We start from the raw sequence: 20,604 nt of genomic DNA on the forward strand, positions 1-20,604 counted from the left end.
ATTCCGTGTTTCTCGACCGAGCTATTGGCCCCATGATGCATGCAACAAAGCGCCACGCAGCGGCGACGCTTTGCGCCCCACAATACTCAAAGACGATAGAAGCTCAAGGGATCAATATTGACCATTAAAGGAATTATCTAATTGAAATTACTAGATATTTTAATGAAATGGCTTCCGCATGATACCCAAATTTGCCGATATTATACTATATCCACATCATCATTCGATCCACAAAAATGTCATCCAATATTGCGCTGGAGACAATCATAGTGCTGAGGAAGCCGATTGCATTCGGCAGAAAGCCCAGCCTAGCCGCCTTGAGGATTGCCTCCATTTTTGTTTTACAGCCAAGTGTTGCCATCGCGCGATTGAGGTGTTTCCGGACTGTGTGAATGGATAGATCCAGCACGTAAGCGATTTCTGCCGGATCACGCCCATGCGCCAATAACTCAAGGCAAGCAGCACTTTGCCGGGAGAGCCTAGGGGCCTGTTGACTTGGAGCGCTGCCGCTTATAGCCAGCATCCGATCATGAATGTAACGACCAATATAACTGAGCTCTGGAACATGTTGATGATAACAGGCATGCCAATCATCTTCGTCTCCATTGTGGCTCATGGCTAGAAAGCCGCGCTCACCCGTATGCCCCTCCAGTGGGATTGTGACGCCATAGCGACCGATGTTGAAACGGTCGAGCTGCGAGAAAAAGTACCGACTTGCGCGCGAGGTTTGGTCTACGTCTTTCCACTCCACCGGCAACATCGAATGGCGGGCGGCCCTTACGATTGGATCGATCTCGGCTAACCGCTCATCGTGGTATTGTCTTACCCAAGATGAGTCGCAGGTTCCAACCAAAATTGGTAAACTGCCCATCTGGTTGGCGGATTTCGCCATGTTGTAGACGACATTGGCAGCTTGATATCGGTCGCGAAGATCGTAAAGGAAACGAGAAATTCCATCGCACGTTTGCGCGCGTTCAATCTCCAAACGGCCATAGGTCAGAAAGGTGTTATCGGTCATTATCGCAATCCGTCTCCGTCCAGAATATTCTACTTTAGCTATGCAGAAAAAATTGAAGTTTCATTGTCGAATTCGGCTAAAACGTTAGAGTTGGAATTGCTATTTATGCGGGAAGTTAGCTGAAATCTGTGCAATTTCAAGTAATTTTCTCCGGGTTGGCCTGACGCACACTGATGAGATGCGCCTGGGGTAAAGCACGTGTTATTACGTTCGTACCACAACCACTGAATTAGACGCCGCCGCGGCCATGAAAGCGGAGCAAACAGTGGTCAAGGGATCGAACCCTTGCCCTCTTCATAGCATGTCACCCGTCTCTCCTGGTCAATAGCTCATCGTTGGCGAATAGCTCCCGTCTCACGGGGACCTAAAGGCGCTATTTACCGCACTCGCGCCGCAGGCAGCGGGTGTCGACCAAGGATGCGCCTCGTCGGAGACGTCGATTTTGCGGAAGTCGAGAAGGTCGCATCGGTCATCACCCCAGTTCCAGACGGTGTTGGCCCGATGACGATCGCCATGCTGATGGCGAATACTGCAATTGCTGCACATCGAGCCGCTGGCCGGAAACCGCCGCTCTGAGCCATCAGCATTTCGACAGTGTGGTATCGTCAGACGATGCGTACGTTTTCGGCCTTTGACTTTCCGGTTCGGCGATCCTGGCCGAGTTCGTAGCTGACCTTCTGGCCTTCCCTGACCGATCCGTCTTGCAAAGCGGACACATGAACGAACACGTCCGTCCCACCGTTCTCCGGTGTTATGAAGCCAAATCCCTTATCGGCATTGAAAAACTTCACAGTGCCTGTGGGCATAATAATTCCTCCCTCACCCTGCAGCGCTCAAGATAACCTGGAAGCGGTCTCCGGATTTGGTAAAAGAAAAATTCCGCAAGCAAGTTTCTCGAATTAGGCTCTCAGAAATATCGGACGCGACCCTGCCGTAGGCTATTCCGATTCATGCTCATAGCATCGTCAGCCTGGCCGAGATCCTGTGGGCCGTGCTTCTGTATGAGGGCGAGCAAGTTTGAGAGCCGAGCTGAACACTGCCGTGCGTTTTATGAGGCGAAGATCTTTCTCCAGATCAGTTCCGATACCGGAGCGCGTCAACGATCACTTTGAAGGCGGGAAGATTTTGGCGGCGGCTCGGATAATAAAGGAAATAGCCATCGAAGAACGGAGACCAGTCCTCCAGGATCGCCACCAGCACGCCCGATGCGATGCGCTGTTCTACGATGCTCTCAGGGACATAGGTGATGCCGTACCCGCTCTCCGCAGCATCAACCATTGCATAGGAATCGCTGAAGGTCAGTTGACCGTTGACCCGGACGCGCAGCGCTTTCCCATCCTTCTCGAACTCCCAGGCATAGATGCCGCCGGCGCTGTCGTGGCGAATGTTGATGCAGTTGTGCGCAAGAAGGTCTTCGGGATGTCGTGGAACCCCGCGCGCGGCGAGATAGTCGGGCGACGCGACGGCGACCAGGCGGAAGTCGGGTCCGATCCGAACCGCAATCATATCCTTCTCGACGCTTTCGCCGAGGCGCACCCCGGCATCGAAGCCTTCCTCGACAATGTTGCGAAACCGGCCGTCCACACACAGTTCGACGCTGATGTCTGGATAATCCTTGAGCACGGATTTCAATTTCGGCCAAACGACACTCTCCAGTGCATGATCGGCAAGCGTCAGCCGGATCGAGCCTGACGGCTTGTCGCGGAACGCCATCAGCGCCGCGATCTCGTCCTCGATCTCCGCCATGCGCGGAGTGATCGTCTGAAGCAGCCTTTCTCCGGCGGGCGTCGTGGCGACATTGCGCGTGGTGCGCGTAAGAAGCCGTATCCCCATGCGCGCCTCGAGCTGCTTGATCGTGTGGCTGAGCGTCGACTGAGCCACCCCGATCCGGGCGGCCGCCCGGGTGAAGCTTCGTTCCTCCGCGACGATCCGGAACCACGTCAGATGGTTGAAGTCGGTTTGCTCCATGCGCCCCCGCTCTCTTTGCCTCGCAAGATTAATCGACCCAGTCGATTAGTCCATTCCAATTGAGGCGGGTAATCAAACTACGCGCGGGAGGCTACATGTGGCTCCGAAAAACGTTCAGGAGAATGCGGAGAAATGACTGCCGCAACAGCAGATGTAAGTAATAAAGAGCCGGTCGCGGCCTGGGGCGCGGTCCTGTCGATGGCGCTGTGCGTGGCGATGCTGATCGCATCGGAATTCATGCCGGTCAGCCTGCTGACCCCGATGGCGGAGGGACTGCGCGCCACCGAGGGCCAGACCGGGCAGGCGATTTCGATCAGCGGGCTGTTCGCGGTCGCGGCGAGCCTGCTCATCACCACTGTCGCCGGCACGCTGAACCGGAAATGGGTGATGGTCGCAATGACCGCCTTCATGCTGGCGTCGCTGGTGCTGGTCGCCATGGCGCCGAATTTCGCCGTGCTGATGATCGGCCGTGCGCTGCTCGGCATCTGCATCGGCGGCTTCTGGGCGCTTGCAACCGCCGTCATCATGCGGCTGGTGCCGGCAAGCGACGTGCCCCGCGCACTCGCGCTGATGTATGGCGGCCAGGCCATCGCTGCCGCCTTTGCAGCACCCGTCGGCAGTTATCTCGGCGGCATGTTCGGCTGGCGCGCGGTGTTCTGGGCTCTGACGCCGATCGTCGCCATCAATCTCGTCTGGCATGTGATCGCGCTGCCGTCGCTGCCTGCGCACCAGAAGCAGGATTTCCGGGCGATGTTCGCCCTGCTGAAGCGCCCCTACTTTTCGCGAGGGCTTATCGCCTGCATGCTGTCGTGGGGTTCGGCCTTCACGATGTTCACCTATCTGCGCCCCTTTCTGGAGAAGGTGACGGGCGTCGACGTGACGACGCTCTCGGTTCTGCTCCTTCTTCTTGGCTGCGCGGGCTTCATCGGCACATGGGCGGCAGGGCGCTTTCTGAAGGGCAATGTCGCGCCTTTCCTGAAGCTACCCGCTCTGGTGATGGGCGGCGCGACTGTGGGGCTTCTGCTGTTCGGCTTCTCTCCGATCGCTGCGGGCCTGTTCATGGCGATCTGGGGGGCGATGAACACGATGTTCTCGGTGATCTGGATGACGTGGATGTCGCAGAACGCCGACGACGCACCCGAGGCCGCCGGCAGCCTGATGGTCGCGGCGATCCAGGCCTCTATCCTGCTCGGCGCAGTGGTCGGTGGTCTTCTGCTCGACAGCTTTTCGATCCAGGCCACCTTCATCGGCAGTGTGGTTCTGGCCGTGCTCGCGCTCGTGCTGATCGGCAACGGGCAGCGCATGCTCAAAGCTGGAGGAGGGGCCTGACATGATGATGTCCGCCCCGATTTCACGCCGCACATTACTGGTTGTCTCCGGCGGCCTCGCCGCTCCCGCCGTCGTCCACGCGCAAACAGGAGATGCCCAAGCCCAGGAGGGAAAAGCCATGCGTCTCAGATTCACCTTCGCCGACCAGGACTTCACGGCGACGCTTGAGGACAATCCTTCCGCGCGCGAGCTGGTTACGATGCTGCCGCTCGACCTGACGATCGGCGACTACTCGAGCAACGAGAAGATCGCCTATCTGCCGCGCAAGCTGACCGAGGACGGCGGCGGGCGCTTCGGCAACGAGGCCGTCGGCGACCTTTGCTACTACGCCCCGTGGGGCAATCTCGCGATGTTCTACGGCCCCTATCACTGGTCGCGCGGCCTGATCCGGCTCGGCCGGTTCGACCAGGGAGCGAAGCAGCTCTCTGTGCGCGGCGAACATAAGCTGCGCGTTGAAGCGCTCTGAGCCGAAGGAGGCCGCCATGCAAATCTATCGCTCTGGTCAAACCCCGTCCCGTACCGGCCCCGCCGACTGGTTCACCGGTCGCGTTCGCATCGACGCCCTGTTCAATCCGGCGGCTCCGGATCGCGTGCAGGGCGCGCACGTCACCTTTGAGCCCGGCGCACGCACGGCCTGGCATACCCATCCGCTCGGCCAGACGCTGATCGTCACCTCCGGCCTCGGCCGCGTGCAGCGCGAAGGCGGCCCGGTCGAGGAAATCCGACCCGGCGACGTCGTCTGGTTCGAGCCGGGCGAGAGGCACTGGCATGGCGCATCGCCCGAGATCGCCATGACCCATATCGCGCTTCAAGAGGTCAAGGACGGCAAGGTCGTCGACTGGATGGAGCATGTCAGCGACGCCGAATACGGCGCCTGAGAAACCAGATCATCAATTTCGGAGAACTGCCATGATCAAGGACAAGGTCGTCATCATTACCGGAGCGTCGTCGGGTATTGGCGAGGCGACTGCAAAGCTGCTCGCCAGCAAGGGCGCAAAAGTCGTTCTTGGCGCGCGACGTACCGACAAGCTGAAGCGGATCGCCGACGAGATCGTGAAAGGCGGCGGTCAGGCCGTCTACCAGGAACTGGACGTGACTAGGCAGGCGGAGAACGACGCGATCGTCGAACTGGCCAAGGACACCTATGGCCGGGTCGACGTGATTTTCCTGAATGCGGGCCTCATGCCGAACTCACCGCTTTCGGCGCTGAAGACCGACGACTGGCACCAGATGGTCGACGTGAACGTCAAGGGCGTCCTCAACGGCGTCGCGGCCGTGCTGCCGACGTTCACGGCGCAGAAGTCCGGACATGTGATCACCACCTCGTCGGTCGCTGGGCTCAAGGCTTATCCGAATGGCGCGGTCTATGGCGGCACCAAATGGTTCGTGCGCGATTTCATGGAGGTCCTGCGCATGGAGTCCGCCATGGAAGGCACGAACATCCGCACCGCGACGATCTACCCGGCGGCGATCAACACGGAGCTGCTCGACACGATCAGCGACAAGGGCACGGCCGAATCCATGCAGGGCATCTATGCCAAATACGGCATCTCGCCGGACCGGATCGCCGACGTCGTCGCCCTCGCCATCGATGCACCGGAAGACACCACGATCAACGAGTTCACGGTCGGGCCGGCCAACCAGCCCTGGTGATCCGCATCGTCGCGGAAATCAGCACCGTAGGTGAACGGCGCGTTTCAAGACGCTGCTGCGCGTGACGTTCGCGCAGCCAACAATCAGGAGAAATCCGATGGACTATACGCATCTCGGCCGCACCGGCCTCAAAGTCAGCCGGGTCGCGCTCGGCACCATGAACTTCGGCGAACTGACCGATGAGACGGCGAGCTTCGCCATCATGAATGAGGCACTGGAAGCTGGCGTCAACTTCTTCGATACGGCTGACGTCTATGGCGGGCCGCAGTCGCCTGACATGGCGAAGGGTTTCGGCACGTCCGAGGAGATCATCGGCCGCTGGCTGGCGCAGGACGGCACGCGTCGCGACAGGATCGTGCTCGCCACCAAAGTCTATCAGCCGATGGGAACCGGACCGAACGACAAGTACCTGTCGGCCTACCATATCCGCCGCGCCTGCGAGGCCAGCCTGAAGCGGCTTAAGACCGATCATATCGACCTCTACCAGATGCACCACATCGACCGGGCGACGCCCTGGGAGGAAATCTGGCAGGCGATGGAGCAGCTGATCCGCGAGGGCAAGATCACCTATGTCGGGTCCAGCAACTTCGCCGGCTGGGATATCGCCACCGCGCAGATGACGGCCGCTTCGCGCAACTTGGCAGGCCTTGCGTCGGAGCAGAGCCTCTACAATCTCACCCAGCGGACGATCGAGCTGGAAGTAATCCCGGCGCTGCGCCATTTCGGCATCGGCCTGATCCCGTGGAGCCCGATCGGCATGGGGCTGCTGGGCGGCGTGCTGCACAAAATCTCCGAAGGCCGCCGCGCGACGCCTGGCTTGCAGGCGCAGATCGAGAGGAAGCGTCCGCAACTGGAGGCTTATGAAGGGCTATGCCGCGAATTGGGCGAAGCACCCTCAGACGTCGCATTGGCCTGGCTACTGCACAATCCGGCTGTGACCTCGGTGATCAGCGGCCCACGGACCGTCGAGCAACTGCGCCAGAACCTGAAAGCGCCATCGCTCAAGCTCTCCGACGAGACGCTGGCGAAGCTCGACGAAATCTGGCCCGGGCCCGGCGGCGAAGCACCGCAAGCCTACGCCTGGTAACGCTCATCAAATGGCTCCGACCGAATGACACCCTCGCCATCACCGTCAACCCCATCGCATTCGGTCGCTGTCACCCTGCTGCCCATCATGGCCGCGGTGCTCGCCGGGTTCGTCGTCATCGGTGCGGCGTTACCCGTGCTTCCGCTCCACGTCAGCCACAATCTCGGCTTCGGTAGCGTCGTCGTCGGCGTGGTCGCCGGCGCGCAGTTCGCGGCTTCCCTGATCTCGCGCGTGTGGTCGGGCTCCTATTCCGATGTGAATGGAGGAAAACGAGCCGTCCTGATCGGCCTGGCGACCGCAGCGGTTGCGGGGCTTTTCTATCTTCTGTCCGTGGCCGCCGAGGGCTCACCCGCCCTCTCCGTCTCGATCCTCGTCGTTGGACGCGCAGTGCTCGGCGGAGCGGAGAGCTTCATCATCACGGGTGGCGTGGCTTGGGGTTTGGCGCTCGTTGACTCCGGACATTCCGGAAAGGTCATCGCCTGGGTCGGCACTGCGATGTTTGCGGCGCTGGCCTTCAGCGGTCCGTTCGGGACCATCCTGTTCACATCCTGCGGCTTCGTCGCGATCGGGCTTCTGACCGCGTTGTTGCCGTTGGTCGTGTTGGTGTCGCTGTTGCGAACGCCGGGTCCCCGCCGGCGAGTGCGGCAGAGGAAATCCAATCTGAGAGCGGTTATCGGCACGGTGTGGCTGCCCGGTCTTGGCGCGGCTCTCGCCAGCATCGGCTACGGGTCGATCCTTGCCTTCAGCTCCCTTCTATACGCCGATAACCGTTGGCAACCCGTCTGGCTAGGTTTCACGGCGTTCGGAGCGGCCTTGATCGCCGCGCGCATGATCTGCGGCCATCTTCCGGACAGATACGGTGGTGCGAAGATCGCCCTGCTGTTCGTGCTGGTGCAGTCGGCCGGTCTTCTGGTCATGGGGCTGGCGGGAACCAGTGTGCTTGCTTCCTCGGGAGCTGCGCTGGCAGGCTTCGGTTATTCGCTCGTTTATCCAGGGCTCGGCGTGGAAGCGGTAGGAACCACATCGCCAGAAAATCGCGGCCTTGCGATGGGCATCTATACGGCCTTTCTGGATATCGCGATGGCGATCGGAAGTCCGACGCTGGGGTGGATCGCCGACCGGAATGGCTTGAACGCCGTCTTTATCGTCAGCGCAGCCATCACACTTTCCACAACAGCGGTTGCGTTCAGATTGCTTCGTCGGGAACGGGAGATACAGTGACAAAGCCGAGTCGAGATCGAGCACGATCGGACGAGCGATGTCTGGATCGCGAAGACGGGCAGGATTTCTGCGTCGGATGTCAACTAAACGTTTGTTTTTCAGGGGAGTGCTCCGCACCCTTTCCTATCAAGGCTTCGACTGGGCCTAGCCTCTCATTTATGGCCGCAACCGCCTCGTCGGGAAATTCCTCGTAGAAATTGAGCTTGCCGTCGGGGAGTTCTATGGCGGTCACATTCGGAAGCGACCCAAGAGCTTCGATCTCGGCCTTTGTCTTCCGGGGGGCCTTGCGACCGTGGAAGCACAATATCGCCCCTGCGCGGCTCGCTGCTCCAAGGAAATCGCCTCGGTCCCTGAACGGGTCCAACTCGCCGGCGACGAAGCGGAACGAGGCAAAGCGCACGCCCGGCGCTTCGGTCACTGCGCGTTTCGTCGCCATCCGCGTCGGCGTCAGCCAAGCGGGATCGGAATAGACATGGCCCCGCACCATCATGCCGATAACCGGACCGTTGACGTTGAGGCGATAGAAACCCCGGCCGATCACCGGCAGGTCCACCATCTTGGACAGCCCCCGAAACAGCGCCATGCGCCGGCCCGTCATTGTCGGCAGGGGGCCGCGCCATGTCGGCGATAGCAGGCATAGGCGACCGGTGCTGGCCGGATCGTCGGCCGCCTGCGCGAGCGCGTATCCTGCACCGTGTCCGGCCGCGATCGTCACTTTCGGCCGAACGATCCCGCCAAGCAAAAAGCGCAGAAAGGCGCGGTGGAGATCGGGCCGCCAATCGACCATCGGCCTCGCAATGTCGCCGAAGCCGGGCCAGTCGATCGCCACGGTCGAGAAGGTCGCGCCCAGCCGCTCTTGCAGCGGCCACATTTCCATCCGGGTCGAGATCGAGCTGAGCCCCGGCAGCAGAAGTATGGCCGGGCCGGTTCCGAAACGGGTCAGGCCGATTTTGATCGGCTTGCCGTCCGCTTCCCATTCAATCCGCTCGTCGACCCAGTTCATGCCTTCACCTCAGCCGCCAAACGTAATATACCCCCCCATACTATAATTCCGGGACCGTAGCCAACGGCATGAGCCATATCACTCGCCAAAGAGACAAACTGCTCGCCCGCGCCCGCCGCATCAAAGGCCAGATCGGTCCCGGCCACAATGCGGCGATCGTCGCCATCGCCTCGCCGGACCCGAAGGAGCCGTCGCACTACAAGGACGTTCTATCCAAAATCCACGAGCTGTCTCATGTCACGGTCGAAGTCGAGCCGCGTAAAGCTCTCACTTAAAAGGGGGAGAACACTTCAATCCGCGCAGCATGACGGCGAGTGTTTTATGCTGCTATCGCTTGCGACGACGGACTGGACGCTGGGTTCACCCCCAATCAGAGAAAACTCTTAGCTACGATCTGGCAAGGGCGATAAATTTGCGCACCGCGCCGGAGGTCTCGCGGCTGCGGCTGATCAGCACGAGATTTGCCATCCGCCCTGGAGTGGCGAGAGGCCTGTATTGGACGCCACGAAGAGCAACGCTGGCAAGCGGCGCCGGAACCAACCCCAGCGCAAGCCCTGCCGCCGCTATCGTGAGAACCGCCAATGTATTCCCGACTTTGTATGATACGTTGGGCTCCTTGCCGAGAACCTGACGCAGCAGCTCCAACTGCCCGTTATCCGCGCCATCGCCGGCGTAGAGGACGAAGGGCTCGTTGAGCAGATCAACCTTGTGAACTTCTTTTCTAACGACAAGTGGATGCTCGGCGTCCATGGCGATTAGCCACGGCCAGGAGCCGATACGCATGGCATTCAAATCCGGATGGAAATCGATATCGAAGGTTGGGCAATAGCCAATGTCGAGCGCGCCGGCGAGAATGGCGTCCGCCTGCTCACGGGGGGCCATTTCGTGCAATTCAATCTCCACATCGGGGGACTGCCGGTGGAACAGCTTGAGATCATCGATAAGCTTTCCGACGAATGAGGCATTTCCGGAAAAGCCAATCCTGATGGAACCGAGTTCTCCCCTGGCCGATTTCATGACGAGTTCTTTGGTGCGCTCGGCCTGCCCGATCGTTCTTCTTGCTTCCGCGACCAAGATCTCTCCTGCCTCCGTCAGCCCCACTTTCCGGCTGGTCCGTGTGAAAAGGAGAGTTCCAAGCTCGTCCTCCAGGGATCGAATCTGCATGCTCAGCGCCGGCTGTACGATATGCAGCCTCTCCGCGGCGCGGCCAAAATGCCCCTCTTCAGCGACTGCCAGGAAATATCGCAGGTGACGGAGTTCCATGATTTTCAATCACTTTCACTGATTGATTGATACATTTAATATATTTGAATGATTTGGTCACCTCAAGCACTCTGGAGATATCGAAGATGCAACAAGGAGCCGACCAATGACCCGCCCAGCCCGGATAGATGTCCATCAACATGTTGTTCCACCTTTCTGGGCCGAAGCGCTCTCGGCCAACGGCGGCGATCCTTCCGGATGGCATAGCCCGAAATGGAGCCCCGAAAGCGCCATCGAATTCATGGATTCGCAGCAGATCGCGACTGGCGTCCTGTCGCTGACGGCGCCGAGCGTCGTCGGTTGGAAGCCCGATGAACGCCGCGATATGGCGCATCGGGTCAATGATTATACGGCCGCCCTTGTCGCAAGAAATCCGGATCGCTTTGGTAATTTCGCCACATTGCCGCTACCCGATATCGATGGAGCCTTGGCAGAGATCGAATACGCTTTCGATAAGCTGGATGCTGATGGCGTCGTGTTGCTGAGCAACTATCAAGGCAAATATCTCGGCGATATCCTCTTCGAGCCGATCTGGGCCGAACTCGATCGCAGGGGCGCCGTCGTCTTCATTCATCCCGGCAAGCCGGCGATCCCGACTATCGACGGCATCCCCGGTCCGATCACGGATTATCCCTTCGATACGACCCGGACCGCCGTGCAGTTGGTGCTGAACGGCGTGATGGATCGGTATTCCCGCGTCAAGGTGATCCTGTCACATGCCGGCGGATTCCTTCCCTATGCCTCTCACCGTTTTGCCGAGCTTGCGCCGGCGGTGCGGTCGGACGTTCCGGATACGGAAACGCTGCTGGCGACCTTCAGGCGCTTCTATTTCGATACGGCGCTATCATCGCCGTCGGGCTTGCCCAGCCTGCAAGCTTTCGCAGGTGTGGGACAGATACTCTACGGAAGTGATTACCCCTATGCCCCCGCAAGCGTCGGGGCCTCGTTTAACGCAAAGCTTGACGCCTATGAAGGCTTCAATGCCACCGACCACGCAGCGGTCAACCAAGGAAATGCAATGCGTCTGTTTGAACGCCTCAACTCCTCGCTTTAAGCACCGAGTACCGGCCGATGCGGGCTCCTGGCCCGCGTCGGTCGATCTCAAACAGGTTAATTGATCGGGCAAGCCATCTCGAACAAGCGGGCCCCGCGGCGTAGGCGCGCCGGATGAAGTTTCTTATCGATGAATGTCTCAGTCCCGACCTCGCCGAATGAGATCGTCAAGCCGATCCATTTCAAGGCCATGCCGGCGATCCTGACGACGCCCGAAGAGGCTGACCTCTGGCTGACGGGAGAATGGGACGAGGTGAAGCATCTCCAGCGGCCGCTTCCCGGAAGCATGCTCGCCATCGTAGAGCCGCCCGCCAAACCTGACGAAGACAGGTTTCTCTAACGGCCGTTCGGTGCAGCGGATTTTTCGCTAGTCTTTCCGCTCGGTTTTTCTTCGGCCACCTGTGGCATTGGAGACGCCCTGTCCCAAAAATCCTAAACTCGCGACAGCTTCGCTACCGAAGCGCATCCGTTCGTCTAGCATGAGCCCTGACCGGAAACATGTCTTCGCCGTAGTGGTGAAGCCTGGTGTGATGCCGACGGCATAACCAGCGCACCTGCAAAGGCTCGTCGTATTGATCGTGATGAGCATCGACTGCTTCGATCCCACACACCTCACACGTTTGCTTTTCCAGCTCGCCGGCCTTCACGGCCCGCTGCACAGCGAGGTGAGCATCATATTTGCTCGGATTGGAGCGACGCCAATTGGCCTGACGCGTATCCGTTTTCAACATCCCTTCAATGCACCCCTCTAAACCTGTGTCAGGCTCTCTCGATTATCGGCCCCGAAATTCCCTCATGCCGCTGTGGGTAATGGTGCGACTTTGATGTCGCGCTCATGGGCTCTCACCTGCGCAAGGTCATAAGCCCCCTGCATCCGCAGAAGCGTTTCCGCCCGCAATCCGAAGGCTTTCTCGAAACGGATTGCCATTTCTGCCGACAGCGCGGTGTGGCCGTTCAGAACATTGCTCAGATTCTGGCGGGAAACGTCCAGATGCTCGGCGAGCGCCTTCACATTGATACCGCGCGGCTCCACGATCTGGCGCTTGAGCCAAGGGCCGGGATGAACGTGGATCGAAGGATGAATCTTTATAGCCATCAGTGATAGTCCTCCAGATCAAGGTTAGCGATGGTGACGTCATCAGCCAGAGTGAATGTTAACCGCCAGTTCTTCGTAACCGTCATGGCGTAAACCCCCTTGCGATCCCCGGTTAGGGCGTGGAAACCGAAGTTTGGCGGGACGCCGAGTTCTTCAATATCAGTAGCCGCAACGATAAATGCGATCATGTCGATGACGCGATCGACTTCGATGACACCCTTCACCCGGCCCTTTTCGACGAGGTTTCGCAGGGCCTTGTGCTTGATGCTCTCGATTTCCATGTGTCGTGTTATAGACGACACAAACGTCTTGTGTCAACTGGTAATTGACACGATCTACCATCGCGAACTGGAACTGCGGTGGCGATAAAACGCGGCACAAATAATAGTACGGCCCTCTCCTTGATGCCCGTCGGCTATTGATCCGACCTTGCTGTGTACCCACGCCAAACTTACGACGCACTGCTACAGCAATGCAGCCGCAAATAATGCGACCATTGAGCTTATCCACCTTCCGGCAGTTCAACGTCGTCTCATCAATAAGAGAAAGTATGGTAGCGGAATCACTTCAGGCGCTGTTGCCGTTCATGACAGCCGTTCGCTCCTATAGCGCAGCTCAAAGCGGCAAACTAAGTTTCGCCATTCGACCACCATCGATTGTCCAAACCTGCCCGGTTACGAAGGAAGATTCCGGCGAAGCAAGCCAAGCCACCAAGCTCGCGACCTCATCAGGCTTTCCGGTACGCCCCACCGGATGAATCTTCCCAATAAATCTACGAAACTCTTCTGGATCCGGCATATTCTCAATGAAGTCCAGATTCAGATCGGTATCAATCCAGCCCGGCGCGACCGCATTGCAACGAACTCCTTCTGCACTGTGGTCGATCGCAATTGCCCGAGTAAGTCCGTGAAGACCCGCCTTCGAAGCACAGTACGCAGAATGCTTCGGATTAGAGCCCAGCCCCTCGATCGAGCCGATATTCACGATCGTACCGCCAACCTGACGCAGATTCGGCAAGGCCGATTTGATCATGACGAAAGGTGCCGTCAAATTTACCGCCAAAGTCCTTTCCCAATCACTTAAAGTCATTTCTTCTGCAAGCGACTCCTGCATCACGCCGGCATTGTTGATCAAGACATCAAGCCGTCCAGCACATTCTGCAATGGATCTCACAGCCTCAATTGCCTCATGAGGATTGCCGATGTCCGCCGCGATCGACTCAAACTCCGCATCTTTGCCGCGCTGCACGGTGAATACGCGTGCACCTTCATCCCGCAAACGGTGCGAAATCGCAAGGCCGATGCCCGAACGACCACCCGTAACAAGTGCCACCTTCCCTTCAAACCGCTTCATCCAACAGGCTTCCCACCATTGACCTCGACCAACGCGCCGCACATGTAGCGAGCGGCATCGGAGGCGAGAAAGATGATAACTTCGGCGATATCTTCCGGCTCCGCAATGCGCCCCAAAGGAACCGTTTTGCCGAGTTCGGCGACTGCGGTGTCCGGATCGAAGCCTCGCTTGATGAAACCTGTCCGTAGCATCGGAGTATTGACTTCGTTAGGGCATACTGCGTTGACGCGAATGTTCTGATGCGCGTGGTCCATACCCATACACTGCGTCAGGGATGCGATCGCCGCCTTGGTCATGCAATAGATGGCATGATTGGGCCCCGGTCTAACACCCCAGCACGAGGAAACGTTGACAATTGCGCCGCCGCCTCGTTCCGCCATGATCGGGATAGCGGCCCGGCATACCCGGAATGGCGCCTCCACGTTCACACCCAAGGAAAGAGCCCAGTCTGTGTCGGTGGTGTTGATTACAGAACCTCGGGTGATCACGCCTGCGTTGTTGACGACGATATCGAGTGAGCCAAGGGCATCGAAGGCCGCCTGCGGCAGACCGTCAGCATATGCCGGTTCTAGAAGATCGCCTGGCAAATGAGCCTCGGCATCAATGCCAGCGACCTCGCGGTCTGCGACAGCCACCCGCGCACCTTCGGTACGCAATTGTTTGACTATTGCCGCGCCGATCCCGCCGGCTGCACCTGTTACGAGAGCTGTCTTGTCGCGAAAGTAATTCATGATCTTCGTGTTCCAAGTTTTAATTTAGGGTCGATCGCTGGTTGCCGGGGGTCTTCCCAAAGTGCTCCCGGTAGGCTTTCGAAAAATGCGAGGTGGATGTGAAACCACAGGCCATCGCGATTTCGGTTAGTGCCTGATCAGACTGTACGATGAGATTGCGGGCACGATTGAGCCTCATCTCCATGACATATCTTTTCGGGGAGGTATTCATGTATCTTTCAAACATTCGCTCGAGCTGTCTGGTCGAAATGCCGAGCCGGTCGGCGATATCCGAACTGCTAAGCGGCGTTTCGACATGCTCTTCTATGAGACGAATTGCCTCGCCAAGACGGCTGTTGCGCAATCCATATCGTGATCGCATCGAAACCTTCTGCGTAGCGGTCCCTTCTCTGACAGCGTTGTAGACCATCTGGTCGGCAACTGCCGAGGCAAGATCTCTTCCGTGGTCTCCGGAGATCATGTGCAACATGAGGTCGGCAACTGCTGCTCCCCCAGATGCAGTCACAAATTTTTCATCAGCGACGAAAACGGATTTCGTTAGCCGCACGTCAGGGAAACGCTCTGCGAACACATCGTGATATTCCCAATGGACTGCCGCCTTGCGCTCCTGGAGGAATCCTGCTTCCGCAAGAATAAATGCCCCAGAACATATGGCTCCGATGGAAGTGCCCCGCGCCCTCTCCGCGCGGAGATATTTTAGGAGTTCCGGCGTGATGTGATGCTGAACGTGAAGTCCGGAGACAACCATCAGCATTTCATGATTTTCAGTCGGATATAGACCGCGGTCGACCAAAGTAATCGCTCTATTCGAACACGTTGCCGACCGGCCGTTCGTAGATGCAAGATGCCAACGATAGAGCTCGCGGTCGGCAACCAAGTTCGCAATCCTGAGCGGCTCAAGAGCGCAAGAGAATGCTAGATGCGAAAAATCTTCGATGAGAAGGAAAACGAAATCGATTGTTGGAGTCATGGCGCAACGTTTTCGATGGTGGAGCGCTCTTGAGAGCGCTCCTGTTGATTGTCTTCAATTCGACGCGTCGCGCGCTGCCTTGAGCCAACCGTCATATTCGCTCTGATGCGCCTTGATCCAATCATCGACATGCTTGTCGATATCGGCGGAGGATTTTTGACCGTCGGCGATGAGCTTATTTTCCGCTGAAATATCGTTGATGTCGATCGTCGCGACTTCGAACAACTTTGCCGCAGCTGGATTTTTTTTCAGGAAGTCGTTGCGTGCGACAATCCTGAGATCGTCGACCGGGAATCCCAGGTTCTTGCCGTTAAATACCGTGTTAGCTTGAGAGTTATCCGGCAGAGATGTGAACGGCACGCTTAGAAATTCGACGTCCTTACCCGGAACAAGAGCGCCTGAAACCCAGTAAGGCGTCCATGTATAATAGAGGATTGGCTTACCGCTTTTGAAGCGTGCAATCGTGTCTGCAATGATCGCATTGTATTCGCCTTGATTGTGCGTAACCGTGTCACGGAGACCGTATGCGTCCAGTTCGTGTTCGATCACTCGCTCGCAACCCCAACCGGGCACGCAACCTGCCAGGTCAGCTTTTCCGTCGCCATCTGCATCGAACTTGGCGGCGATCTTTGGGTCTTTCAGATCAGCGAGGCTCTTTACGCCTGCGTCGTAGCTTGCCTTGTCGACGAGATAGCCTTGTAGCGCTCCCCTAACTAATGTGCCAACCTTGCTGATCTTGTCCGGCCCGCCTGCTTCCTTGAAGAAGGCCTCATGCAACTTATCCCAACTGTTCGTGAAATAGTCGGCATCTCCCGTTCCCACTGCGATATGCGCCGTCTGGGCGAGAACTTCTTGGGGCTGTGCAACGGTGTACCCGAGATCCTTCAGGGCGCGGTCGATAATGCGTCCTTGGAAATATTCCTCGAGAACCGGCTGGATCACTGGATGCACGGTGATCCCCTCGCCTGGCTTGTCCTTTGCCATCACCGAAGTCACTGCGAGCGAAAGAGTGATCGCAGCGGTAAGGGAAAATAACTTCATGCTCATTCTCCTCTGGTTTGTTTATTTATTGGGCAGGCTTATGGAAAAGGTTGGCGACTAGGCCTACGGGACCGGTCTGCCACCAATGACGATGGCCCCGTTCGCGCCCGGAGCGACTGAGTCCCTGAGTGACGCGGTCAAGAACGATTGCGAGAATGACGATACCGAGACCACCGACGATGGCCTTTCCCGCATCAAGCCGCCCCATGGCACGAAGGACTTCGTTTCCGAGACCTCGAACCGAAATCATCGACGCGATAACGACCATCGACAATGAGAGCATGATCGTCTGGTTCAGACCCGCGAAAATGGTCGGTGTGGCCATCGGCAACTCAACTTTGAAGAGCACCTGTGCTGGCGTCGATCCAAAGGCTTTCGCTGCCTCTACGACGCTGGGGTTGACGGTGCGAATTCCGAGCGACGTCAACCTGATCAATGGAGCGAGCGCAAATATGACCGTTACTAGAACGCCGGAGACGTTTCCGATGCCGACAAGCATAACCACGGGTACGAGATAGACGAAAGCAGGGATGGTCTGCATTGTGTCCAAGATTGGACGTAGAACCGCCTCGAAACGATTGCTCTTCGCCGCCAGGATGCCAACAGGCAATCCGATGACCACAGAGAAGATGACCGCGGTTACAACGATCGCAAGGGTTGTCATCGCCAATCCCCAAGCATCGGGCGAAAGGAAACCCAAAACGGACAATGCAATAGCGACATAGACGGCAGTGCGACGACCGGCAGCCTGCCAAGCGATCAGGACAATGATGACGAGCATGATCAGAGGCGGCGTTGCCTGTAATCCCCGCTCAATTCCTTGAATGATTCCGTCGAAGAAGATTTTGAAGGGTTGAATCGCCTCTCGGTGATCAATCGCCCACTGCTTGATACCATCAGTCCGATCCGCGATATGCAAGTCGATACTTTGGAAGGGATTCAGCCAGTTGATGCTGTTCTCGTCTGCCATCACTTGGCCTCCTGCATTGCGGGATCCGGGTCGTCGCGACCTTGAATCCCACGGAGAAGGGCATCCTTGGTGACAACGCCCACGGGAGCGCCGCCATCTTTGACCAGAATGGGGGTTGTCGCACCGATCGAGAGGTCAACCAATGCATTGAGTTTGTCGTCGGGTCGAGCGACCGGCCAGTCAGACCAATCTTGTCCGTTCCGGGTTTGACGGAATTGCTCGAGTGGCTGCATAACCTTGGAGGCAGTCACAAGGTCGAGCTTCGATATTCCACCAACGAACTGGGCGACATAGTCGTCGGCTGGATTTGTGACGATCTCTTCGGGCGTTCCTACCTGCACCAAGACCCCGTCTTTCATGATTCCGATGCGATCACCGATGCGAATTGCTTCCGAAAGATCGTGCGTGATGAAGACCGTCGTTTTGTGAAGCTCAGCCGAAAGCTCCATGAACTTTCCCTGCAACTGATGGCGGATCAGCGGATCGAGCGCCGAGAACGGTTCATCCATCAAGAGAATGGTCGGATCGGCGGCTATCGCGCGGGCGAGACCCACTCGCTGCTGCATGCCTCCTGAGAGCTCGTCTGGATATTTAGACTCCCAACCCGACAACTCCACCGCCTCGATGGCTTCCTGGGCCACACGGCGGCGTTTACTTTCGGGGATACCCCTTACCTCAAGCGCGAAAGCCACGTTGTCGCGAACATTGCGATGGGGCATCAGAGCCATATTCTGAAACACCATGCCGATCTTCTCGGCACGTAATTGCCGTAGTTCCTTAGAACCCATGGCGTTGACGTTACGGCCCTCAATGAATACGGCACCGTCGGTCGGCTCGATCAGCCGGTTGATATGACGGATCAGGGTGCTTTTACCCGATCCCGACAATCCCATGATGCAAAATATCTCTCCACGAGTGACCTCGAACGTGGCGTCGCGCACTCCGACAATACAGTCAAGCTCGTCACGAATTTGCGCCTTGGTCAGTTGTCCGTCTTTAACCGCCCGGACGACATCCTTTCCCCGACCGCCGAACACCTTCCAGATACTTTCACATCTGATGACGGCTTCTTGAGGTTGCGTGTTCATCCACTCATTCCCCTTTGTCGTTTTTCTTTTTACAACATAAATTATCCCAGTAGACAAGTTGTATTATGAAGCGCTACAAATATTGCTATGGTAGGGGACGAGGTCGAAACAATGAGACCCCGTTTGAGGACGATCCATGACTTCTGATGCAAAACGCAACAAAACCAACTGCCTCGAGGATCTCCGTCGCAGGATTTTGACGGAAGCACTCGAGCCCGGGAGCTATCTCGATGAGACGGAAATTGCGGAGGCCTACGGGATTTCCCGTCCACCGCTACGCGAACTTCTGCGGCAGCTCGCAGGTGAAGGCTATCTCATTCTCCACGAAAACCGCGGCGCACAGGTAGCGCCGATGTCGCACAAATCGCTGAGAAATTTCTTCGTTGCGGCCCCGATGATTTACGCCGCGATCGGCAGGCTGGCAGCACAGAATGCCACGACCGCCCAAATCATGCGTCTCAAAGACATTCAGCTGTTGTTCCGGGCTGCAATCCGTGACGGCAATACGGAGCAAAGAACACTCACTAATGAACGATTCCATTCGATCATGGGCGAGATGGCGGATAATGAGTTCCTGATGCCGAGCCTGAGACGGTTGCTGATCGACCACGCACGGATTGGAATGATTTTCTACAACACACGCCGGCCGGAACTCGCAGATCAACGCGTCATCGCAGTCGAGCAACATGACCAGTTCATCGCATTAATCGAAGCGGGCGACGCCGAAGGCTGCGCGGATCTCGCAATTTCCCATTGGGAGCTGTCGCGCGCGCAAATCGAAAGTTTCGTAACGCCTTCAAGCTTCGTCGTCCCACTAGGACGCGTGCCCGATAGTATAGCTTAGGGAGTATTGAATGAAATTTGAGGGAATATATACGCCCGTCATTACTCCATATCGTGATGACGGCTCGATCGACCGGGACGCGTTCGCGAAGATAATCGAATACCTTGTCGCGTCGGGTGTGCACGGTATCATCAACGGCGGTTCGACTGGCGAATACTACGCTCAGTCGATGGAAGAGCGGGTCGAAATGGCCAAGCTCGCAAAGGACGTCATTGGTGAGCGTATTCCCCTCATCATCGGAACCGGAGCTATCCGCCTGCCGGACTCGATCCATATGGCAGAGACCGCCGCGAAGATCGGCGCATCGGCCATTCTAGTCGGGTCACCTCCCTACGCCGTCCCGACCGAGCGCGAAAACGCACTGAACGCACTGGCGATCGATCGCTCAGCCGATCTCCCAATCATGCTCTACAATTATCCGGGCAGGATGGGGATCCATATGGGCGAGGAGTTTCTCGACCGCGTCGGCCGAAGCCGGAACTTTTGCGCCATCAAGGAAAGCTCGGGCGATATCAACCGCGTCCACCTGCTCGCACGCGACTATCCGCACATCCATATGTCTTGCGGCATGGACGATCAAGCGTTGGAGTTCTTTGCCTGGGGCGCGAGAAGCTGGGTCTGCGGTGGCTCGAATTTTTTGCCCGAAGAACATATCGCGCTCTATAGAGCGTGCGTCGTTGAGGGCAACTTCACCAAAGGGAGACGGATCATGTCGGCGATGATGCCTCTCATGCGTGTCCTCGAACAGGGCGGCAAGTTCATTCAGTGCATCAAATACGGTTGTGAAATGGCCGGCCTTTTTGCCGGGTCGCCCCGCCCCCCTCTGAAACCATTGAACAAAGACGACGTCCGACAGCTCGAACAGGTGGTGCGTGTTCTCAAGCGTACGATCGCGGAAATCCAGGCGGAGGCATGA

24 protein-coding genes and 2 pseudogenes are annotated in these 20,604 nt (G+C 57.7%); 12 read left to right on the forward strand and 14 right to left on the reverse strand.

All coding sequences use genetic code 11. The annotated features are described in order from the left end of the window. Positions 1–205: 205 nt before the first annotated feature. Entirely contained in the window at positions 206–1,018 is an 813-nt protein-coding gene (locus tag ACJJVH_RS30965) for a helix-turn-helix transcriptional regulator (protein ID WP_412066341.1), read from the reverse strand. 414 nt (positions 1,019–1,432) lie between these two features. Between ACJJVH_RS30965 and ACJJVH_RS30970 the strand changes: the two are divergent. After that, positions 1,433–1,594: pseudogene (locus ACJJVH_RS30970) on the forward strand (bifunctional methylenetetrahydrofolate dehydrogenase/methenyltetrahydrofolate cyclohydrolase); the annotation flags it as partial. Positions 1,595–1,623: 29 nt separating this feature from the next. Here ACJJVH_RS30970 and ACJJVH_RS30975 read toward each other — a convergent pair. Both ACJJVH_RS30975 and ACJJVH_RS30980 read right to left on the reverse strand, forming a co-directional pair. After that, entirely contained in the window at positions 1,624–1,824 is a 201-nt protein-coding gene (locus ACJJVH_RS30975) for a cold-shock protein (RefSeq protein WP_412066342.1), read from the reverse strand. Positions 1,825–2,092: 268 nt separating this feature from the next. Next, a complete protein-coding gene (locus ACJJVH_RS30980) occupies positions 2,093–2,986 on the reverse strand; it encodes a LysR family transcriptional regulator (RefSeq protein WP_412066343.1) in 894 nt (297 codons plus the stop codon). 132 nt (positions 2,987–3,118) lie between these two features. Here ACJJVH_RS30980 and ACJJVH_RS30985 point away from each other — a divergent pair, with 132 nt between their 5' ends. The 6 genes from ACJJVH_RS30985 to ACJJVH_RS31010 all read left to right on the forward strand — a co-directional run bounded on the left by ACJJVH_RS30985 (position 3,119) and on the right by ACJJVH_RS31010 (position 8,276). After that, positions 3,119–4,315, forward strand: a complete 1,197-nt coding sequence (locus ACJJVH_RS30985; protein ID WP_412066344.1) for an MFS transporter — start codon at positions 3,119–3,121, stop codon at positions 4,313–4,315. A 1-nt stretch (position 4,316) separates the two neighbouring features. After that, a complete protein-coding gene (locus ACJJVH_RS30990) occupies positions 4,317–4,781 on the forward strand; it encodes a cyclophilin-like fold protein (RefSeq protein ID WP_412066345.1) in 465 nt (154 codons plus the stop codon). Positions 4,782–4,797: 16 nt separating this feature from the next. Next, the gene (locus ACJJVH_RS30995; protein WP_412066346.1) at positions 4,798–5,193 is read left to right on the forward strand and encodes a cupin domain-containing protein; all 396 of its coding nucleotides are present in this window, start codon (positions 4,798–4,800) and stop codon (positions 5,191–5,193) included. 31 nt (positions 5,194–5,224) lie between these two features. Continuing rightward, a complete protein-coding gene (locus ACJJVH_RS31000) occupies positions 5,225–5,968 on the forward strand; it encodes an SDR family oxidoreductase (protein ID WP_412066347.1) in 744 nt (247 codons plus the stop codon). Between the two features lie 97 nt (positions 5,969–6,065). After that, positions 6,066–7,055 carry an aldo/keto reductase gene (locus tag ACJJVH_RS31005; protein ID WP_412066348.1) on the forward strand — a complete coding sequence of 330 codons (990 nt, stop codon included), beginning with the start codon at positions 6,066–6,068 and terminating at the stop codon, positions 7,053–7,055. Between the two features lie 24 nt (positions 7,056–7,079). Continuing rightward, on the forward strand, positions 7,080–8,276 hold the full coding sequence (locus tag ACJJVH_RS31010; RefSeq protein ID WP_412066349.1) for an arabinose transporter: 1,197 nt from the start codon (positions 7,080–7,082) through the stop codon (positions 8,274–8,276). A 79-nt stretch (positions 8,277–8,355) separates the two neighbouring features. Here the strand turns inward: ACJJVH_RS31010 and ACJJVH_RS31015 are convergent, their stop codons facing one another. Continuing rightward, positions 8,356–9,279: an alpha/beta fold hydrolase gene (locus ACJJVH_RS31015; RefSeq protein WP_412066350.1), complete on the reverse strand. Its 924-nt coding sequence runs from the start codon at positions 9,277–9,279 to the stop codon at positions 8,356–8,358. Positions 9,280–9,407: 128 nt separating this feature from the next. On the opposite strand from ACJJVH_RS31015, the pseudogene ACJJVH_RS31020 reads away from it, so the two are divergent. Next, positions 9,408–9,554, forward strand: a pseudogene (locus tag ACJJVH_RS31020) (cation transporter); the annotation flags it as partial. Positions 9,555–9,666: 112 nt separating this feature from the next. On the opposite strand, the gene ACJJVH_RS31025 reads toward ACJJVH_RS31020, so the two are convergent. Then, complete coding sequence (locus tag ACJJVH_RS31025) at positions 9,667–10,542, reverse strand: LysR substrate-binding domain-containing protein (RefSeq protein ID WP_412066956.1); 876 nt, start codon at positions 10,540–10,542, stop codon at positions 9,667–9,669. Positions 10,543–10,648: 106 nt separating this feature from the next. Between ACJJVH_RS31025 and ACJJVH_RS31030 the strand changes: the two genes are divergently transcribed. Together ACJJVH_RS31030 and ACJJVH_RS31035 are read left to right on the forward strand one after the other, a co-directional pair. Then, complete coding sequence (locus ACJJVH_RS31030) at positions 10,649–11,596, forward strand: amidohydrolase family protein (protein WP_412066351.1); 948 nt, start codon at positions 10,649–10,651, stop codon at positions 11,594–11,596. A gap of 129 nt (positions 11,597–11,725) precedes the next feature. After that, entirely contained in the window at positions 11,726–11,935 is a 210-nt protein-coding gene (locus tag ACJJVH_RS31035; protein ID WP_412066352.1) for a hypothetical protein, read from the forward strand. Positions 11,936–12,047: 112 nt separating this feature from the next. Here ACJJVH_RS31035 and ACJJVH_RS31040 read toward each other — a convergent pair whose 3' ends face one another. From ACJJVH_RS31040 to ACJJVH_RS31080, 9 genes are all read right to left on the reverse strand, one after another. Beyond that, a complete protein-coding gene (locus ACJJVH_RS31040) occupies positions 12,048–12,326 on the reverse strand; it encodes a hypothetical protein (RefSeq protein ID WP_412066353.1) in 279 nt (92 codons plus the stop codon). A 62-nt stretch (positions 12,327–12,388) separates the two neighbouring features. Continuing rightward, positions 12,389–12,691 carry a HigA family addiction module antitoxin gene (locus tag ACJJVH_RS31045; RefSeq protein ID WP_113436271.1) on the reverse strand — a complete coding sequence of 101 codons (303 nt, stop codon included), beginning with the start codon at positions 12,689–12,691 and terminating at the stop codon, positions 12,389–12,391. Next, positions 12,691–12,972 (reverse strand): type II toxin-antitoxin system RelE/ParE family toxin, encoded by a 282-nt coding sequence (locus tag ACJJVH_RS31050; RefSeq protein WP_412066354.1) that lies wholly within the window; start codon positions 12,970–12,972, stop codon positions 12,691–12,693. Before ACJJVH_RS31050 ends, ACJJVH_RS31045 begins: the two co-directional genes overlap by 1 nt. Before the next feature lie 334 nt (positions 12,973–13,306). Next, entirely contained in the window at positions 13,307–14,044 is a 738-nt protein-coding gene (locus tag ACJJVH_RS31055) for an SDR family NAD(P)-dependent oxidoreductase (protein ID WP_412066355.1), read from the reverse strand. Then, the gene (locus tag ACJJVH_RS31060) at positions 14,041–14,775 is read right to left on the reverse strand and encodes an SDR family NAD(P)-dependent oxidoreductase (RefSeq protein ID WP_412066356.1); all 735 of its coding nucleotides are present in this window, start codon (positions 14,773–14,775) and stop codon (positions 14,041–14,043) included. Before ACJJVH_RS31060 ends, ACJJVH_RS31055 begins: the two co-directional genes overlap by 4 nt. A 19-nt stretch (positions 14,776–14,794) precedes the next feature. Then, on the reverse strand, positions 14,795–15,745 hold the full coding sequence (locus ACJJVH_RS31065; protein WP_412066357.1) for a GlxA family transcriptional regulator: 951 nt from the start codon (positions 15,743–15,745) through the stop codon (positions 14,795–14,797). Positions 15,746–15,799: 54 nt separating this feature from the next. After that, positions 15,800–16,786: a glycine betaine/L-proline ABC transporter substrate-binding protein ProX gene (proX, locus tag ACJJVH_RS31070; protein ID WP_412066358.1), complete on the reverse strand. Its 987-nt coding sequence runs from the start codon at positions 16,784–16,786 to the stop codon at positions 15,800–15,802. 25 nt (positions 16,787–16,811) lie between these two features. Next, positions 16,812–17,756, reverse strand: coding sequence for an ABC transporter permease (locus ACJJVH_RS31075; RefSeq protein WP_412066359.1), 945 nt, complete (start codon positions 17,754–17,756; stop codon positions 16,812–16,814). Further along, positions 17,756–18,844, reverse strand: a complete 1,089-nt coding sequence (locus ACJJVH_RS31080; protein ID WP_412066360.1) for a quaternary amine ABC transporter ATP-binding protein — start codon at positions 18,842–18,844, stop codon at positions 17,756–17,758. The genes ACJJVH_RS31075 and ACJJVH_RS31080 overlap by 1 nt, the downstream gene beginning before the upstream one ends. A gap of 136 nt (positions 18,845–18,980) precedes the next feature. Here ACJJVH_RS31080 and ACJJVH_RS31085 point away from each other — a divergent pair, with 136 nt between their 5' ends. Both ACJJVH_RS31085 and ACJJVH_RS31090 read left to right on the forward strand, forming a co-directional pair. Then, positions 18,981–19,688: a GntR family transcriptional regulator gene (locus tag ACJJVH_RS31085; protein ID WP_412066361.1), complete on the forward strand. Its 708-nt coding sequence runs from the start codon at positions 18,981–18,983 to the stop codon at positions 19,686–19,688. 10 nt (positions 19,689–19,698) lie between these two features. Continuing rightward, positions 19,699–20,604 (forward strand): dihydrodipicolinate synthase family protein, encoded by a 906-nt coding sequence (locus tag ACJJVH_RS31090; RefSeq protein ID WP_412066362.1) that lies wholly within the window; start codon positions 19,699–19,701, stop codon positions 20,602–20,604.

It is taken from the genome of Rhizobium sp. SYY.PMSO, assembly GCF_046840415.1.
In the GTDB taxonomy this organism is placed as follows: domain Bacteria; phylum Pseudomonadota; class Alphaproteobacteria; order Rhizobiales; family Rhizobiaceae; genus Rhizobium.

Excerpts from the sequence above, each read along its gene's own strand:
- ACJJVH_RS30965 (WP_412066341.1), bottom strand. The coding sequence starts at position 1,018 with ATGACCGATAACACCTTTCTGACCTATGGCCGTTTGGAGATTGAACGC.
- ACJJVH_RS30975 (WP_412066342.1), bottom strand. The coding sequence starts at position 1,824 with ATGCCCACAGGCACTGTGAAGTTTTTCAATGCCGATAAGGGATTTGGC.
- ACJJVH_RS30980 (WP_412066343.1), bottom strand. The coding sequence starts at position 2,986 with ATGGAGCAAACCGACTTCAACCATCTGACGTGGTTCCGGATCGTCGCG.
- ACJJVH_RS30985 (WP_412066344.1), top strand. The coding sequence starts at position 3,119 with ATGACTGCCGCAACAGCAGATGTAAGTAATAAAGAGCCGGTCGCGGCC.
- ACJJVH_RS30990 (WP_412066345.1), top strand. The coding sequence starts at position 4,317 with ATGATGATGTCCGCCCCGATTTCACGCCGCACATTACTGGTTGTCTCC.
- ACJJVH_RS30995 (WP_412066346.1), top strand. The coding sequence starts at position 4,798 with ATGCAAATCTATCGCTCTGGTCAAACCCCGTCCCGTACCGGCCCCGCC.
- ACJJVH_RS31000 (WP_412066347.1), top strand. The coding sequence starts at position 5,225 with ATGATCAAGGACAAGGTCGTCATCATTACCGGAGCGTCGTCGGGTATT.
- ACJJVH_RS31005 (WP_412066348.1), top strand. The coding sequence starts at position 6,066 with ATGGACTATACGCATCTCGGCCGCACCGGCCTCAAAGTCAGCCGGGTC.
- ACJJVH_RS31010 (WP_412066349.1), top strand. The coding sequence starts at position 7,080 with ATGACACCCTCGCCATCACCGTCAACCCCATCGCATTCGGTCGCTGTC.
- ACJJVH_RS31015 (WP_412066350.1), bottom strand. The coding sequence starts at position 9,279 with ATGAACTGGGTCGACGAGCGGATTGAATGGGAAGCGGACGGCAAGCCG.
- ACJJVH_RS31025 (WP_412066956.1), bottom strand. The coding sequence starts at position 10,542 with ATGGAACTCCGTCACCTGCGATATTTCCTGGCAGTCGCTGAAGAGGGG.
- ACJJVH_RS31030 (WP_412066351.1), top strand. The coding sequence starts at position 10,649 with ATGACCCGCCCAGCCCGGATAGATGTCCATCAACATGTTGTTCCACCT.
- ACJJVH_RS31035 (WP_412066352.1), top strand. The coding sequence starts at position 11,726 with ATGAATGTCTCAGTCCCGACCTCGCCGAATGAGATCGTCAAGCCGATC.
- ACJJVH_RS31040 (WP_412066353.1), bottom strand. The coding sequence starts at position 12,326 with ATGTTGAAAACGGATACGCGTCAGGCCAATTGGCGTCGCTCCAATCCG.
- ACJJVH_RS31045 (WP_113436271.1), bottom strand. The coding sequence starts at position 12,691 with ATGGCTATAAAGATTCATCCTTCGATCCACGTTCATCCCGGCCCTTGG.
- ACJJVH_RS31050 (WP_412066354.1), bottom strand. The coding sequence starts at position 12,972 with ATGGAAATCGAGAGCATCAAGCACAAGGCCCTGCGAAACCTCGTCGAA.
- ACJJVH_RS31055 (WP_412066355.1), bottom strand. The coding sequence starts at position 14,044 with ATGAAGCGGTTTGAAGGGAAGGTGGCACTTGTTACGGGTGGTCGTTCG.
- ACJJVH_RS31060 (WP_412066356.1), bottom strand. The coding sequence starts at position 14,775 with ATGAATTACTTTCGCGACAAGACAGCTCTCGTAACAGGTGCAGCCGGC.
- ACJJVH_RS31065 (WP_412066357.1), bottom strand. The coding sequence starts at position 15,745 with ATGACTCCAACAATCGATTTCGTTTTCCTTCTCATCGAAGATTTTTCG.
- proX (WP_412066358.1), bottom strand. The coding sequence starts at position 16,786 with ATGAAGTTATTTTCCCTTACCGCTGCGATCACTCTTTCGCTCGCAGTG.
- ACJJVH_RS31075 (WP_412066359.1), bottom strand. The coding sequence starts at position 17,756 with ATGGCAGACGAGAACAGCATCAACTGGCTGAATCCCTTCCAAAGTATC.
- ACJJVH_RS31080 (WP_412066360.1), bottom strand. The coding sequence starts at position 18,844 with ATGAACACGCAACCTCAAGAAGCCGTCATCAGATGTGAAAGTATCTGG.
- ACJJVH_RS31085 (WP_412066361.1), top strand. The coding sequence starts at position 18,981 with ATGACTTCTGATGCAAAACGCAACAAAACCAACTGCCTCGAGGATCTC.
- ACJJVH_RS31090 (WP_412066362.1), top strand. The coding sequence starts at position 19,699 with ATGAAATTTGAGGGAATATATACGCCCGTCATTACTCCATATCGTGAT.